Annotated in this window: 15 protein-coding genes; 5 read left to right on the top strand and 10 right to left on the bottom strand. The window is 42.0% G+C overall.

The annotated features are described in order from the left end of the window. Positions 1-18: 18 nt before the first annotated feature. From SNE26_RS11600 to pbpC, 3 genes are all read right to left on the bottom strand, one after another. Positions 19-1,716 carry an ABC transporter ATP-binding protein gene (locus SNE26_RS11600; protein WP_321559522.1) on the bottom strand — a complete coding sequence of 566 codons (1,698 nt, stop codon included), beginning with the start codon at positions 1,714-1,716 and terminating at the stop codon, positions 19-21. Then, a complete protein-coding gene (locus SNE26_RS11595; protein WP_321559521.1) occupies positions 1,716-2,426 on the bottom strand; it encodes a 3'-5' exonuclease in 711 nt (236 codons plus the stop codon). Before SNE26_RS11595 ends, SNE26_RS11600 begins: the two co-directional genes overlap by 1 nt. Positions 2,427-2,526: 100 nt before the next feature. Continuing rightward, the gene (pbpC, locus tag SNE26_RS11590) at positions 2,527-4,830 is read right to left on the bottom strand and encodes a penicillin-binding protein 1C (RefSeq protein WP_321559520.1); all 2,304 of its coding nucleotides are present in this window, start codon (positions 4,828-4,830) and stop codon (positions 2,527-2,529) included. 169 nt (positions 4,831-4,999) lie between these two features. Here pbpC and SNE26_RS11585 point away from each other — a divergent pair, with 169 nt between their 5' ends. Then, complete coding sequence (locus SNE26_RS11585) at positions 5,000-5,725, top strand: glycosyltransferase family 2 protein (protein WP_321559519.1); 726 nt, start codon at positions 5,000-5,002, stop codon at positions 5,723-5,725. Between the two features lie 116 nt (positions 5,726-5,841). On the opposite strand, the gene SNE26_RS11580 is transcribed toward SNE26_RS11585, so the two are convergent. Together SNE26_RS11580 and SNE26_RS11575 are read right to left on the bottom strand one after the other, a co-directional pair. Next, complete coding sequence (locus SNE26_RS11580; RefSeq protein WP_321559518.1) at positions 5,842-7,017, bottom strand: glycosyltransferase family 2 protein; 1,176 nt, start codon at positions 7,015-7,017, stop codon at positions 5,842-5,844. Next, positions 7,014-7,937 carry a glycosyltransferase family 2 protein gene (locus SNE26_RS11575; RefSeq protein WP_321559517.1) on the bottom strand — a complete coding sequence of 308 codons (924 nt, stop codon included), beginning with the start codon at positions 7,935-7,937 and terminating at the stop codon, positions 7,014-7,016. Before SNE26_RS11575 ends, SNE26_RS11580 begins: the two co-directional genes overlap by 4 nt. Before the next feature lie 77 nt (positions 7,938-8,014). On the opposite strand from SNE26_RS11575, the gene SNE26_RS11570 reads away from it, so the two are divergent. Genes SNE26_RS11570 through SNE26_RS11555 form a run of 4 tightly spaced genes read left to right on the top strand, consistent with a single transcriptional unit; the run spans position 8,015 to position 10,566 of the window. Beyond that, a complete protein-coding gene (locus SNE26_RS11570; RefSeq protein WP_321559516.1) occupies positions 8,015-8,515 on the top strand; it encodes a hypothetical protein in 501 nt (166 codons plus the stop codon). A gap of 10 nt (positions 8,516-8,525) precedes the next feature. After that, on the top strand, positions 8,526-9,668 hold the full coding sequence (locus tag SNE26_RS11565; protein ID WP_321559515.1) for a fused response regulator/phosphatase: 1,143 nt from the start codon (positions 8,526-8,528) through the stop codon (positions 9,666-9,668). Then, positions 9,665-10,000: an STAS domain-containing protein gene (locus SNE26_RS11560; RefSeq protein WP_321559514.1), complete on the top strand. Its 336-nt coding sequence runs from the start codon at positions 9,665-9,667 to the stop codon at positions 9,998-10,000. Before SNE26_RS11565 ends, SNE26_RS11560 begins: the two co-directional genes overlap by 4 nt. 14 nt (positions 10,001-10,014) lie before the next feature. After that, complete coding sequence (locus SNE26_RS11555) at positions 10,015-10,566, top strand: hypothetical protein (protein ID WP_321559513.1); 552 nt, start codon at positions 10,015-10,017, stop codon at positions 10,564-10,566. A gap of 139 nt (positions 10,567-10,705) precedes the next feature. On the opposite strand, the gene SNE26_RS11550 is transcribed toward SNE26_RS11555, so the two are convergent. Genes SNE26_RS11550 through SNE26_RS11530 form a run of 5 tightly spaced genes read right to left on the bottom strand, consistent with a single transcriptional unit; the run spans position 10,706 to position 16,688 of the window. Then, positions 10,706-11,920, bottom strand: a complete 1,215-nt coding sequence (locus SNE26_RS11550; protein ID WP_321559512.1) for a glycosyltransferase family 2 protein — start codon at positions 11,918-11,920, stop codon at positions 10,706-10,708. A 58-nt stretch (positions 11,921-11,978) separates the two neighbouring features. After that, positions 11,979-13,196, bottom strand: coding sequence for a glycosyltransferase (locus tag SNE26_RS11545; RefSeq protein ID WP_321559511.1), 1,218 nt, complete (start codon positions 13,194-13,196; stop codon positions 11,979-11,981). An 11-nt stretch (positions 13,197-13,207) separates the two neighbouring features. Next, entirely contained in the window at positions 13,208-14,548 is a 1,341-nt protein-coding gene (locus SNE26_RS11540) for an oligosaccharide flippase family protein (protein WP_321559510.1), read from the bottom strand. 10 nt (positions 14,549-14,558) lie between these two features. Continuing rightward, complete coding sequence (locus tag SNE26_RS11535) at positions 14,559-15,173, bottom strand: acyltransferase (protein WP_321559509.1); 615 nt, start codon at positions 15,171-15,173, stop codon at positions 14,559-14,561. Between the two features lie 12 nt (positions 15,174-15,185). Next, a complete protein-coding gene (locus SNE26_RS11530; RefSeq protein WP_321559508.1) occupies positions 15,186-16,688 on the bottom strand; it encodes an O-antigen ligase family protein in 1,503 nt (500 codons plus the stop codon). Between the last annotated feature and the right edge of the window lie 7 nt (positions 16,689-16,695).

The following is a 16,695-nucleotide window of genomic DNA, read 5'->3' as shown; positions in this document are numbered from 1 at the left end:
TAAATAAAGTTGTTTTAATCAACCAGGTATCGAAGCTATCAGCCTCTTGGTATATTCTTCTTTAGGGCGATAATAGATATCATCGGGATAACCTGTTTCCACTATCTCACCTTTGTTCATCACCATCATCCGGTCGGAGATATGCTTGATCACAGCCAAATCGTGCGAAATAAAGATGTAGGTAAGCTTAAGCTCCTCCTGCAGCTCACGGATCAGGTTCAGCACCTGGGCCTGTACTGATACATCAAGCGCCGAAACGGATTCATCACAAATGATAAATTTAGGCTGAAGTGCTAATGCCCGTGCAATTACTATCCGTTGCCTTTGTCCGCCCGAAAACTCATGGGGGTAGCGGTCAAAGTGCGCCGGCTGCAGGTTAACCCGTTCAAGCAGTTCAAGCACTTTACGTTTACGGGTGGCGTCGTTGTTGTAAAACTGATGCACCTGCAATGGTTCCATCAGCGATTGGCCAACAGTAAGCTTCGGGTTTAACGACGAATAAGGGTCCTGAAAAATGATCTGGATATCCTTCCTGATCTGTCTCAACTCATTTTTCTTAAGCTCCCGCAGATCGGTGCCTCCAAAGGTGACCCTGCCCGATGTTGGTTCTATTAATCTTAAAATGCTTCGTCCTAAAGTGGTTTTACCGCATCCCGATTCACCAACAAGGCCTAAGGTTTCGCCCGGATATACGTCAAAGCTTACGTTATTCACAGCTTTTACAACATGGTCTTTTCGTTTAAATAACCCTGAATCGGTAGGAAACCATGTATTTAGCTTCTCTGCTTTTAGTAAGGGTTGTTGCTGATATAGCCTGCGTTTTCTTTCGGTTATTTCATCGTCCGGATAATGGTATAATTCCCTGATACCTTCAATAGTTACGGCAGGCCTGGCCTCATTCAGAAAATCGGCTACAACAGGCAGTTTTTTCAGATGCTGCTGCGGGGACGGACGACAGGCCAGCAACCCTTTAGTATAAGGATGCCGGGGATTTGCGAAGAGGTCTTTTACAGCGGCTTCTTCAACAATTTCGCCTTTGTACATCACCAAAACCCGGTCGGCAATTTCTTTGATCACACCCAAATCATGGGATATAAAGATCAGGCTCATATGCCTTTCGGCTTTCAGCTTGTGCAATAGCTCAATAATAGTTTTTTGCACAGTAACATCGAGCGCGGTGGTTGGTTCGTCGGCAATCAAAATCTCCGGGTTGCAGGCCAAAGCCATAGCTATCATTACCCGTTGTTTTTGTCCCCCCGAAATCTGGTGAGGATAGCTGTTAAATATGGCTTCGGGCCGGGGTAATTGCACCTCTTTAAACAGCTCAATGGTTTTTTGTTTGGCTTCGGCTTTACTTGATCCTAAATGCAACCTAATAGCTTCTGTAAGTTGAAAACCGCAGGTAAGTACCGGGTTAAGCGATGTCATGGGTTCCTGGAAAATCATGGCTACCTGGTTGCCGCGCACATGCCGCATTTCATTTTCTGATAATTTACACAGGCATACACCATTTAAAAGCACCGAGCCATCTATTACGGCCTGATCTTCATTAAGCAACCGCATCAGGGCAAGTGAGGTAACAGATTTGCCCGAGCCGGATTCGCCAACAATGCCAATTGTTTCGCCTTTGTTAAGGGTAAAAGAAATTCCCTTTACGGCTGTGAACTGGTTTTTACCGTTCTTAAAACTAACCGACAGATCACTGACTTTAAGCATTATTGACCTACTATGGTTATAAATTCGTCTGCTATCAGTTCTTCACCACGGTAACGCCTTAATAATTGCGCTGTAGCTATCACATCTTTTTGGCAATAAGCGCAAATGCGCTCCAGCTGGTTTTCATGCCAGTATACGTGGCCAACATCGCTGCCGTCAATATCATCTTTAGGGGTTGGGATATTAAAAATTGTGGTCAGCAGATTTAAGGAAGTGTAGTGTTTGTGATCGCCGAACTTCCATAATTCCATGGTATCTAAATGGATAATCTCCCATGGTTTCTTACCTGCTATTTGCAGCTGCGACGGAAAAGGCATACCATTTACCAGTAAACGGCGGCAGAGGTACGGGAAATCAAATTCCTTGCCATTATGGGCACATAAAATAAGGTTGGGCGGCTGACCGAACAGCAGGTTGCAGAACTTGGTAAGCAGCTCCTTTTCATCATGTGATGCAAATGATTTTACCCTCAACCCAATATTTTTCCCGGCGGTAAAAATCCCGGCCGAAATGCAAACTATTTTACCAAACTCGGCCCAAATGCCTGCACGCTCATAATGACTTTCAGCGGGTTCATCTTTGCGTTGATGCCGGGTTTTTAGCTCCCATAAAACCTGCAGATTTTCGGGCAATTGGTCATGGCTGCTGTATTGCGGTACCGTTTCAATATCAATTATCAGTATATTATGCAGATCGTACTGTTCAAGCATCCGGTTAAAAAATTATCGGGCCAATATAATGATAAAGTTAGCAGATGATTGCTGCGGGTATTTAGTTTACAGAAAAATTAAAAATCGATAAGCTGTGTTTTTATTTCTTTAATACTTCAAACTCTATGCTGATAGTATTGCCATTGCCATCAACCAGGGTAAGAATATGCTTGCCCGGAGGTGGGTTTAAAGCCATCTGGTGAAGATCCCTGGTTTCGCCAACGTACTGATCATCCAGGTGCCAAAAGATCTTCATGCCGGGCTGGCGGTGTGCTGCATTGCAGATCATCCGGCCGCGGGTACCGTCCGCCTCAAGAGGTACATATATTTTGGCTCCGTTTTTTGGGTAGATAACCTCCATTGTATTTCCATTTTCGGCCTGGGCACAATCCGGGCGAAACGGTGGGAGCACATGATATTGATAGTTCCTGGCTTTGTAATAATATTCCATAGATGGCGGCAACACAAACCAGCTTTTATTGAGGATGTTATCCGGTGGCTCACAATTACCGTTTACCTGCCATTTGGCATCGGCAGATAAATGCACCAATTGATGGTAAGGACAAACAGGGGCTTTCAGGCCGCTTTTGGGTACATACTGTTCGTCAATGTCCTGGCAGTATTGTCCGGCCCGGTAACCGCTTTGCCTGCACACATTTATTTTCACCATTTCGCCGACAGGCATCTCAAACCAATCGCGCGATACGGGCAACAACCTGAAGATTTCGAACAGGGCAGGTGCCGCGGTGTTGATCCCCGTTAATCCCGGCCGGCCCTCGCCATCGGTATTGCCAACCCAAACGCCAACAACATACTTAGGCGTAACCCCAATTGCCCATCCATCGCGAAAGCCAAAACTTGTACCGGTTTTCCAGGCTATACGCTGGCTCGAGCTGAATTGCTGCCATAGCATTTCCTCACCCGGCCGCATCACTTCCTCCATGGCCTGGAAGGTGTAATAAATAGAAGCCGCATCCAATAACCCGGACTTTTCAAGTTCAGGCCTGCCTGCATCCTTCTTTTCATAAACAGGATCATGAAAATCAGCAGGGTCATACCTGCCACCGTTTTTATTGTAATGATTTAGTACACGAGCCATATCGGCATAAGCGCCGCTTAATTCCCAAAGCGTGTTTTCACCCCCGCCCAATATTAACGACAGACCATAATGATCAGCAGGTTTGGTTAAAGTAGTGATGCCTGCTTTATGCAAAAAATCATAAAAGCGCTCGTACTTGTATTGTTGCAGCATTTTAACCGCAGGTACATTCAGCGAACGGGATAAGGCCCGCGATGCAGGTACGGCACCGTCATACCCCAAATCGAAGTTTTCGGGATGGTAACCCGCGATCATGGTAGGTACATCGGGCATCAAACTGTTGGGTAATATCAGCCCGTCGTGCAGCATTGCTGCGTATAGCAGCGGTTTCAGTGTGCTTCCGGGACTTCGCGGAGCGTCTATCACATCAACATCGCTTTCCATTTGAGGGTCTTCGCGGTGGGATATATTACCGGCATAGGCAAGGGTTGCTCCTGTTTCAACATCAAGTATAATGGCGGCAATGTTGTTGATATCGTTAGCCTTTAATAAACTGTGATGCTGCTCCAGGATATCATTTACCTGTTGCTGAAGCGACGATTTGATGCTGCTTGTAATGCGGGTATCTCTGTCGGGCTTAGCCTGATGATCGGCTTTAAAACGTTGCAGCAGGTGCGGAGTAAGTTGAGGGAGGGGCATCGGTCTGTCGGGCACTGGCTCAAGCCGGGCAAGGGCAGCGGTTGTACTGTCAATGATACCTGCCTTATGTAGTTTATCCAATAAGGAGTTTCGTTTGCGGAGCAATATAGCCCTGTTCCTGCCAGGGTGTACCAGTGATGGCGAGTTAGGCAAAACAGCCATAGCCGCCATTTCGCCCCAGGAAAGTTTATCCGGGCTACGGCCAAAATACCGCCAGGAGGCAGCATCCAACCCAATAACATTGGTGCCGAAAGGGGCATTGCTGGTATATAAAGCCAAGATTTCACTTTTACTGTAAGTTACTTCAAGGCGCATGGCCATAAAAATCTCTTTCAGTTTATTCCAGATGTTGCGTTTATGCTTGGTAGCCAGCCTGATCACCTGCATGGTAAGGGTACTGCCGCCGCTGCTTACCTTTTTGGAGCCCAGGTTTTGTTTGATGGCCCGGCTAAAAGCAACAATGTCAAAGCCTGGGTGATGCTCAAAGCGTTTATCCTCAAAAGTGATGATGCATTGCTTGAATTTTTCGGGCACCGCCGGATTATAAGGAAAGCGCCATTGGCCATCATTTGCTATCGACGCACCGAGCAACTGGCCCTGATCGTCGTCAATTACGTAAGAGGTTGGGCTATTAAATAAGGGCTTGGGCAAACAAAACCAGAACATCAGGGTTAAAACAAACAAAAAGAAAAGTGAGGCGATTACTTTTGGCTTTTTTAAGTAACTTTTTGTTCGTTTTAGCACAAATTGCATTATTAAATATAAAACTATTAAGCCAGTTTAGGTTTATACAACTATAATTGTGGCAAAAATCTATCAGGCAATAATACAATAAATGACAATACAAAAATTATCAATTATTATCCCGGCTTATAACGAAGGTAATACCATACATTTAATTTTAGATAAAATTAAAGCGGTAAACCTTATCAACGATATTGAAAAAGAAGTGATCATTGTAAATGATTGCTCAAAGGATGATACTGAAGCAGCCATTTATAAATATAAACTTGCCAACCCCGAAGTTAACATTCAATACTATAAGCACGAAGTAAACAAAGGTAAAGGAGCAGCTTTGCATACAGGTATCGCAAAAGCTACCGGCGATTACCTGATTATCCAGGATGCCGACCTTGAATATGATCCTGCGGAGTACAACGACTTGTTAAAGCCGGTAATAGCGGGTTTTGCCGATGTGGTTTATGGTTCCCGGTTTATGGGGAGCAACCCGCACCGTATCCTGTTTTTTTGGCATACCATTGGCAACAGGTGGCTTACCTTTGCTTCAAACATGTTTTCTAATCTTAACCTTACCGATATGGAAACATGCTATAAATTGTTCAATACCAAAGTTATCCAATCCATAAAGCTCACTGAAAAGCGTTTTGGCTTTGAGCCCGAGGTGACGCAGAAGATCTCCAGGGTGCACCGGATCCGGATTTATGAGGTAGGTATTTCCTATTACGGCCGTACTTATGAAGAAGGTAAAAAGATAGGATGGAAGGACGGCGTAAGGGCTATTTACTGTATCCTTAAATATGGTTTGTTTAAATCAAAGTAAGAGTTTTCCTATAGCTGTAGCTTTCATAAACGGTATCTCTTCTTCACTGAAATTATCAGCAGGAACAGCTTCTAAGTTGTTCAAAATAGTTGGCATTAAAGCTTATAATCAATATTTTACTGCTTTCGTTGCACCTTTTCCCAAACAGCGCTTTGCTTCGTGCTAAAATAACGGATGATACCGGCAAGTACTGCATAGTTCATAACACAAAAATAGTAGGGGATGAAAAGAATTTTTATACGGAGCTGCCGCTTTTCCATTACCAGGCCAAGCAATGCCAGCAGATAAAACAATACCTGTGCCAATAATAGCCCCTGCATGGCTGTTTCTCCCGGTTTAAGAGCCAATACAATGTTTAAAATAAATGATAATATAAGCAGGAAGGGGGTAATAGTCCATCTCAAAACCCGGTGACTGATATATTGAAACGATAAAATTGGGTAGGGGAACGGGTTAAATAATTTTTTTAGCCTTAAAATAGATTGGATTCCGCCGGCGGCAATCCTCACTTTCCGTTTTAATTCTTCCGAAACATTTTCGGAGGCAGTTTCGGTAGCGTATGCTTCAGGTTCATAAATAATGCGGTAACCTTTAGCAGCTATCAGCATCGAGATCATAAAGTCGTCAAGTACGGTATCCGCTTCAATAGGCTGATATAACGAGCGGCGCACACTAAACAGCTCACCTGCTGCGCCAACAACCGAATATAGTTCCGAATCCCATTTCTTCAGGGCAGATTCATACTTCCAGTAGAATCCTTCACCGGCCGCACTGGCATCTGCGTTCTCATCAATATGTACCCGTTTTTCGCCCGCAACGGCGCCAACGGTTGCATCACTGTAATGCCTGCAGATCTTGATCAATGCATCTTTATTTAAAAATGTGTTGGCATCGGTAAATACAACCGCATCGGTATCAACATAGTCCATAGCACGATGTACGGCAGCTATTTTACCTGCCCGCTGTGGTTGGTGCAGCAATTGTATCTGTGGGTACCGGGCAATAATATCAGGTGTTTTGTCTGATGATCCGTCGGTAACAAAAAGCAGTCTTAGTTTTCCTTCGGGATAATTAAGCAGAAGGCTGTTACCGATCTTTTGTTCAATAAAATATTCTTCGTTGTAAGCAGCTACCACCAAAGTACAGGAAGGGAGTTCGTCCAGGTTTTCTGAAGGAAGAGTTTTCCGGCCTTTAAAAGCCCTTTTAATCCTGATGATCAGGTACAGGAAAATCCCGTATCCGGCAAAAGTGTAAAAAACAATAAAGAGGCTTATCGCTAAAATTATTTTCATGCTATGGTGTTAATAGGGTATCCTAAATTGCGGCTGTTTTTTGAGTGGGTAAAATTCCACCATACTGCTTTAAAAAGCATCGGAATAAAGCCGTATTGTTTTTCTTTGAGGTAGTTCACCAGGTTACGGGGCACCACAAGCAGCAGAAAATAAAAATAAAAGAATACTTTTTTAAGCGGCGGGGCATTCCGGCGGATAAAAAGGATCCTGTTCCGGTTCATAAAATATTCTTTAAGCTTACTTTTTTTGCCTACCGAAACAGATTCTTTATGGTAAATGAGCGCATCGGTACAAACCCAGGCCTTAAAACCCGCTCTTATAATGTGTTCGCACCAGTCAACCTCTTCATAATACAAGAAAAAGTTTTCGCTCATCATGCCCGCCTTTTCGATAGCTTCTTTCCTGATCATCATGGCGGCCCCATGGCAGTAGGCTGTAGGAGCAGTGATATGATCAAACTGGCCTTCGTCCTTTTGCTTTAAGCCTATTACACTATTACGACAGGTGTAATAATTCATGGGTGTGTAGCCTGCATATTGCACTAACTGTTTATTGCTAAAGTAGTTGATTTTTGGTGATAGCATTCCCACAGCATCGTTTTTGTCCATTACCTCAACCAGTTTTTCCACCAAACCGGGGGTAAACTCGGTATCATTGTTCACCATAAAAATATAATCGCCGGTTGCAGCCGTAAGCCCGAGGTTATTTCCGCCGGCAAAACCAAGGTTAACATCCGATCGGATAAATATTATTTCAGGGTATTTTACTCTCCAGCCGGGAACCGGATCTACTTTACTTGCATTATCAACAACAATTATTTCTATATTACTATAAGTACTTGTATTTTTAATTGATAATAACATTTCCTCGGTAACGGATGGCTGATTAAAACTTACAGTAACAACAGAAACTTTTTTCATCTAAAAGGGGTTATTATCAATATTGCTTTTTACGGCTAATATTAGTAAAAGTTAACCAATTATATCACTATATTCCTTTGAATAATAACCAACCTAATAATGATGAGTCACTGCTTACCATAAAAGCAGATGAGCTTATACAATTGCTGAAAAAGGGGAATATTGATAAAGAACTGGTTAAAGCTATACAGCAAAGAATAAATAATGCTGTTGAAAGTAATTCAAACCCACAAAAATTTGATGCTTTTAGCGGGTTAGATCAGGAGCAAAGCCGGCTCGACATGGTAACAAACCTGGAACTTTTACTTACCCAGCACAAGGTTGATAGCCGGGAATCAAAGAAGTACCTGTTGCACGAAAGATTAAAACACATGGTTTTAGTGGCCATTGCAGTTACCATGATTATACTTGGTTTAGCCATGATCATCATGCCGGCGCCGCCATATTTTGAAATGTTTACCATTTTTTATTTTTCAAAAAATGACGGTATAACTTTAATGGATGTTATATCGGTATTAATAGTATTAACGGGTGTATATTTGTTTATAAATGCCATACTCCGGAAAATTAACTCCTGAATATACAAATATGCCGAAACGTCCAAAAATACTCCTGGTTGATGATAGCCCGCTGATTTTGTTGGTTATAGGCCAGGCTTTGGAAAAAGAAGGTTTTGTTAGCCGCAAGGCAGGTAATGTAGAGGAAGCTATGATGTTGCTTAAAAATGAGATCCCCGATCTGATTTTGTCTGATTATCAAATGCCTGGTACAGATGGCTTTGCATTCAGGCAGAGTTTAATGGCTGTACCTGAGTATAAAAATATCCCTTTTATGTTTTTAACATCGATTACCGATCATGCCCACATGATAGCGGGGATCAGTCTTGATGCTATTGACTACATTGATAAGGATACGCCCATTGTTTTCATTATTTCAAAGATCAATAATTTTCTGAACAGCATCCGCGAACGCCATGAGCACACGATCAGGGAGCTGAGCAGCGCCGCAATGGCCTTAAATTTATATTCTGTTCCGCAGGAAATACCCGGTATTAATGGTTTTGAAATAGATTTCTGGCATAAATCGTTTGAGAATTACCCGGGCGGAGATTTTATTGACGTAATAACTATTAATAACAGGTTTGCTTTTATTATTCTGGGCGATGTGATGGGTAAAAAATGGGGTGCCTGGTTTTTTTCATTCGGCTATCTGAGCTATATAAGGGCCGCTGTAAGGTTATGTGTTTCGGAAGGGGATGTCTCAACCAAAAGTATCATGCAAAAAATTAACTCGGTTATTTATCATGACCCGGTTGTGAGCGAGGTGCTGTCGACCCTTTCACTCATCAGGATTGATCCGGAGAATGAAACGCTATGTTATACAGGTGCGGGCGACTTGCCACTGTTGTATTTTAGCTCTGTAGAAAATAAGCTTAACAGGATCAGCTCATCAGGATTATTGCTGGGGATTAGTAAAGAGGGCGGCTTTGACGAACATTTATTTACCATGCAGCCTGGTGATCAATTGATCATGATAACCGACGGATTAATTGATAAAGAAACACCGGCAGGAAAGAAAACCGATCTGAACAGTTTTATTGATGAGCTTGAAAAATATCTTGGTAAAGCTAATTCATTTGCAACCTTAAAATACGACGGCTTTTTAGATGAAAAGGCGAGAGAACAAATTGACGATTGCAGTTTAATATTTATTCAAAAAAAAGTTAAATGATATTACAAACACATCTGCTTAATAATGCATTAATTGCGGATATACAGCTTAAAGAGGCAAATTTGGCAAATGCCGAACAATTTAAGGCTGAACTGATTAGCCTGATCAATAGCGGAAATAAGTATGTTATTGTAAACTTTGAGCAGGTAAAATATGTTGACAGTTCCTTTTTAGGCGCATTGGTATCGGCACTTAAACTGACTATGAATAGCGGGGGAGACATTGCTGTAGTTGGTTTAAATAACGATATCCGGTCCTTGTTTCAATTGGTGCGGCTTGATAAGGTGTTCAGGATCTATACAAATACACAGGAGGCTTTAACCGGGGCATAAACGAATTTACTACCGTGAGAAAGTTTGTTTTTAACAATGAAACTGAAGGTATTTATCCTTTAACTATCCAGATCATCAACTATATCCAAAACATTGCGAAAGATATAGTTGATGATGACGCGGGTTTCAGGATAAAAACTATCCTGATTGAGCTGCTTACCAATTCGCTCAAGCACATGGGGAATGACGTTACCAGGATCGGGATCGATCTGAAAAATAACAAACTATATATAAGTAAACAGGATAAGGGGAGGCCGCTGCAAATTAATACCAGGCAGGCATCGTTAACCTGGCCGTTAGCACACAGCAAGTTTACCCAAAATGAAATTGCCATTTATGGCGACGACTTCGGTACATTAAAAGGACGGGTGAAAAACAGTAATCAGCTGGAGTTTTTTACCGAAGATTTTGATGTGAGGTATGTTAACAAGGAAACCATTATGGGGTTAAATGAACATTATGGCCTGATGATCATTGCGCGTGCCAGCGATGCGTTTAATTATAAACATAAGCCCGGTACAGGGGTAAATACATTTACCTCGGTAATTGAACTTAAGCAGCGATAGGCATCAATGCATAATTTCTGAAGGCATTTAATAGGTTAAGGGGGGGATTTATATAAGTAGCCAAACTGCAATCACCAGGGAAGCAACTTTCGGCGATGCAATTATATTATTCGGCAATTAATTATCACGCTCGTTTTCGCTATTTCGCAGTTGCCCCGTCGTTTACGGGTTCTGCAGGAGCATTGTCGTGCGGCGTATGAATAAACTTTTTGTTTGCTCCTTTTAACTTAAACAGCAGTAAAAACATGGTGAAAAATATAAGCGGCAGTTTAAGCATGGCCTCTAAAAGTTTTCCATTATAGAACGATGTGGGTATGGCAACTAAGATACCAAGATAGCATGCCACAGTTGCGCCGAGCCATAAATGCCAGTGCGGGCCTATACCCGGAGTAAAAAAGGAGATCAATAGCATACAGGGCATCAGACCAAGCATTAATACACGCGGCAGGATAGCCATCTGGTATATCTCATTCACATAATCAAAATTGCCGCGGAAAAACTGGGCCGGCGCGGTAGCCGCGTACTTTTTAAGCAGGTTAAACTGGGCCGAAAGCCAGCGCTTACGCTGCTTTTCGAACACTGCAGGGTTACTTACCTTTTCGTCATAGATATATGCTTTTTCTGCATAAGCAACATGGATCTTATCACGGGTGAGCAACAGGCCCATTTCCTTATCAAACCCGCCTACGGCATCAATACGCGACATCACATTTACAAACAGGTTGTATTCCAATGCCATGCCCGAACCGATAATGGCTGCCGAAAACTTAAATAACTGCTGCGATTTTCTGAAAATATGGTTGTTAACTTCTTCACTTACAGCATCAAGTATTGCCACCTGCGTATTTGAGTTTTTCGCTACCCTGTGGCCTTGCACCACGCGGTGACCTGCTTGTAAATAATTATTGATCTGGTGCAGGTAATCAGGCGCGGCAATGTTATCAATATCAAAAACAACAGCGGCATCAAAACCGGCTGCTGTATTTTCAATAGCTTTGTTTAGCGCTTTTGATTTGGTGCTGGTTTCAAAAACTACCTCTACTACCTGCAAGGGCATCTGCTTTAATTTAACAATGGTTTCAGGTTTCATGGAGTCGGCTATCACACAAACCGTAAACATATCTTTAGGGTAATCGATAGTTAGTGCCGCCGCCGCCGAGTTTAAAATAATTTCATCTTCTTTATAAGCGCAGATATAAACTATGAATTTACTGAATGCAGTTGCCGCAGCAGGCTGTTTGATAGGGATTAATTTTCCGAGTACTGAAAAAACAAAAAGGTACAGGCTATATAAACCAAGGTATATAAACAGCAAAATGGCGATTATGGATGCTATGAATTTGATTATTTCCATGTGTCTTATTGCTAAACCCTGTTTATATTAATAAGCATCAGGTTTGTGTTATTAAAAATTAACTCTTCCGTTTATTGTTCAAATTTGTTGCCAGCAAACTTTTGATCTCTGTTATACGGTGCTCCCATGTATTTTGTGCGGCTATTTTTAATCTTTTTTGCTGTAAAAAAGGAGTGTCATTTAGTGATAAGTTAAGAGCAGCAGAAAATTCATCGACATTTTTGCAGATATATACGCTATCGCCGGTAAATTCTTCTAAATCTTCGTTAAAATCGGTGATCACTACCGGCCGGCCCGAGCCCAGGTATTCAAATAACTTAAGCGGGAAAATTGAGCTGCTTACATCATCTTTTTTGAAGGGAATGATTGCAACATCAAACCCTTTGAGCACGGCAGGCAACTGCTCATAAGGCACCGCTCCTTTTTTGAAAATATTAGGCGCGTTAAAAGCAGGATTATTTTCATAATCTTTACCAACCGGCCCTACAAATACAAAATTTTTATTCGGGTTTTGTTCCAATAACTGTGTTAATAAATTATAATCAATACGTCGTTCAATATTGCCGAAATAGCCGATTACCGGTTTAGGGATATCAGAAAGGATATCTGCTACAGGCAAGGCCGGGTCCAGCGCTTTTTGACTATGACTGATGTCGGCTGCATTCGGCACGAAGTATGAGTTGGGGTTAAGCTTTGCTTTTACGTTGCTTAACTCTTTACTGGTGCTGATCACCAGGTCCATATCTTTTACCAATATATCTTCGGAGATAAGGCCGTGACGGATTTGGTATTCCTCAATCAGCGGGTCAACGCAATGATAAACCTTAAGTAATGGTTTCAATTTCAACAACCGGTGCATGGTGGGGTAATAAAAGGCATAGGAGTTGATAAAGATGTAGTCCTTTATTCCAAGGTTCTTAATTATCTTATTGAGCCTGCCCGCTACAATCTGTTCGTTCATCTTCATAGCCAGCCGATAAACAGCACCTTCGGGCAGCGAATTGATCGACGGAACCGGAGGTGTGATGATGATCTTTAAATTGGGGATCTCAGTTTGGATAAAACTATCCTTGGGAGAAAAGAAGTGCGGTTTTCGGGCCTTATACCCAGGCGTATTTTTAAACTGGATATAATCTTTCCAGGTATATGGCCTGTCAACATAATATACATAGTTATCTTTGGCCAAATGTTTGGCCATAGTATAGTTTGTTGATTCGAGGTGGCTATCAAACTGCATTTGCGAAAATATTACGATATGCCGGTTTTTAAGCTCCATTAATTTACTATTCAGTTAGTCGTTTTTCGTTTTATTTTGCCCGTCACAACACCTATAAGTTCTTTTAGTTCGATGTAGCCTAAAACAAAGATGTCGGATATTTTAAATTGAAGATGTTTTTTTAATGCCCAATAACCAAATATAGCACCGGTAGCAAAGGTAAAAATAGAAGCAACAGCTACGGCATACAAGTTGTGGAATATGAGTATCCCCGTAAAATCACCTACAACGTTAACTGTTAGCATCAGGAACACTTTGATCATGTTAAGATGTGGTTTGTTGATGATATCAAGCGTTATCCCGAAAAACCTGTCGATAGGTAACAGCATTACGTAACACATAAAAATCCTGAAGATATTGCCTGCGTCAGAATGCTGGTATTTAGCGCCGAACAGGAGCCCAATGATAAGGTCAGCAGCAATGAAACAGATTACAGCGATAGGGGTAAGCGCTATAGTAAGCATGCCTGCATATTTTTTCATGATATAGGTGACGTATTTTTGGTCGCCCCGCTGTGCAGCTGCCGACATTACCGGCAATGCAGTAGAGATGAAAGCCCTTAGCGGGATCTCAAAAATTTCCATAAGTCGTTGCGGAATGTAATAAACAGCCAGCAGGTCGGGGCTAAACATAGGCTTTACTATAAATGTATCAGAGCTCCTGAGCAGGTATGAACTTATAGATGTGCCTACACTGTATTTACCAAAATGGGCCATTTGCTTTATTGTATCCCAGCTTTTGTGTACTATGGTTTTTGCCTTAGCCCAGCCTGTAATAATGCAAATAAGGCCGCTTAATAGGTTAGCTGTAAAGTAGCAATATATAGTTGTTTCAAAATTTGATTTGCCCGCAACCGCAACGCCAACCACCAGCGCCAGGAAACCTCCCTGGTTCATTAACTGCAGCGTGAACAGTTTATCAAAGCGTTCTTCGGCCTGGAGGGTCCAAAGGCTCACTGCCGAGGGTAGCGTGCAGAAATAAATGAGGCTAAACCATTTAAGCGTAATATCTATATCGGCATCAGGATTTTTATAAATAAGATAGATCAGGAGATTTACGATGGCAAATACGCAAGTGATCATAAAGCCCAGGTACCAGGCAGATCCTGATATATTTTTCATCCTTTCGGGTGTGGAACCCGAATAAAATTTAATGACCGATGTTTGCAGGAACCCCGTGCGAAATGTATCTGCCAGTGTAAATACAATCTGGAAGAACACATAGTTGCCAAAGGCAGGTTTACTTAAGCGGCGGGCCAGCAGTGATAGTATGACCATACCCAAAACGGGTAACACGGCGTTTGTTGCCAGTGAAAGCGTGTGTTTGTTTATTAATTTTTTAAATAAACCCATGTATTATGTTTTACGCTTTCTCCCACAATTGTGTTGTAAAATTATACTGTTTTATTACTTTGGCGGGGTTGCCAACCGCTACCGAATAAGGCGGGATATCCCTTGTAACCACGCTGCCGGCCCCAATAACCGAATGTTTACCTATAGTTACACCGGCGGTTACCACACAGTTAGCGCCTATCCACACGTTATCATCAATAGTAATTTGTTGTGTGGTGACTTTTTGATGGCGGGGCGGTATACTCACGTCCTGGTAGCCATGATTAAGGCCTGATATTACAACATGCTGCGCTGTCATGCTGAAATTGCCTATTTTAACCGGGCCAATTATTACCGTGCTGATACCAACGCCTGATCCTTCGCCGATAAATACATCGCCAACGCCGTTATTGATCACGGCAAAATCTTCCACAATACTCTTTGCACCAAGTGAAAATTTATTGAATGGAAAAAGATCCATCCGTGCATTCAGTCGTACTACACTGTTTTTACCGCGGTGATGGAAAAAGCGGTTAAGTATCAGCCTAACCCAAAGCCTTGGCCTCGACTGGCCGGATGGAATAAGCATCCAGTGGACTAATTTTTTTAATTTGGGATTTGATTTTATGGATGATACAAATGACATCTGCTTAATTAATTAGTATTGCCCCTGTACTATTATTTTTTTTAATTGTTCCTGTTTCTGGTCGTCAAGGCGCTTGCACACTACAAGAATGGATATGGCCAGGTAAAACAGGATATTTGATGGGTATTGAATGATGGCCTGCTGCGGAAAGTTACCTATGTTGAACGCAAACAGGATCAGCAACATAGCCAGGCAGTAGTTTTTAAGCTCAGGGTTTTTAATACTGAAGTAAAAATTTATCCCCGTTTTAAGCACCACAAAAAAAAGTGTACAAAAAAGGATGAGACCAATCCAGCCCATTTCAACCGCTACACGTACATAACCACTATCAGGAGGAAATTTAGCTAACATGGAATTTGGCGAAAACTTACGGCCCCAAACGCCTACAGACCCTAAACCGCCGCCAATAGGATGGGAAAGAATAAAGGGTTTGATCTTTCTTTGATTTTCGGCACGAACGTTATAAGATGCATCATCGGTGGGGTTGAACGCTGTTTGAAACCGCTTGATCAATGGGTTAGAGGTTGGCATTACTATCAATATGCCAAGCAGGCCTCCTGCCACAAGCGTGAAAATTAAAACCCGCTTGTTAAAGTTCAAAACGGCCAGCATAGAAAGCGCCCCAGGTACCAATACATAGGCAGCCCGTGTACCGGAATAGAGCATAACATATAAAAAGAAAGCAGCAATAAAGCCGAGTAATACTTTGCGTTTGACAGGTAAATTGCCCATGATAAGCACAATACAGAGCAATGCGCCTATAACCATGTTGTATGAAAATGTAACAGGATCAGAAAAGATCGCAAATTTACGCATATGCCCGTTGATGAATAACAAACTTACACGGATCGGATCGGAATACAGGGATCGGCGCTCGAATGGAAAAAAGCCGATGTTTTCTTGTTGAAAAGCAGAAATCCCCGCCAGTATATCCAGAAACAACCAAAGCTTTAAAAGCGTTTTAATAAACTTTACCGTGCGGATCTGGTAAACAAAAACAAAATACATAAGCATAATGAAGCCTATGGTACGCACAGTATAAATCCAGGCCAGTCGTGATGCGGCCGAAGGGTTTACAAACTCAAGCATATTGTAACTAAGCCACACAAGTATCATGTAGCTGATTGGATTTTTAAAATAGGTCCAGTTTTGTTCGGTACGCTGTTTGATGAAAAAACCAAGGATAAGCAGGTAGGTGGTTACGTCCATTAGCGTACCGATAGGTACTCCGCTGGGTAAAAATTCGGCAATGTAATTGATAAAAAATGCACCTGTGATCAGTGCGCAAATCCCAAATTCGGGATAAACGGTAATGGAAAACACAATAGGTAAACCTATAGTTATTGCTAAAACAGCACCCACACCTATAAATCCAAGTTTATAGGTTAAAAAACTTATAACAAGCGAGATAATCAGCAGAAAAAACAAGGCAAACGGATGCGAAAACTTTTGAATCAGAAGATTTTTCCAAAAGCTTTGCTTAATTTCAGTATTACCTGTTGGTTCAACGCGCATGAAGTAG

The organism is Mucilaginibacter sp. cycad4, from assembly GCF_034263275.1.
Classification (GTDB): Bacteria; Bacteroidota; Bacteroidia; order Sphingobacteriales; family Sphingobacteriaceae; genus Mucilaginibacter.
The sequence above is the reverse complement of the archived record's forward strand: the minus strand, read 5'-3'. Positions and strand labels throughout refer to the sequence as shown.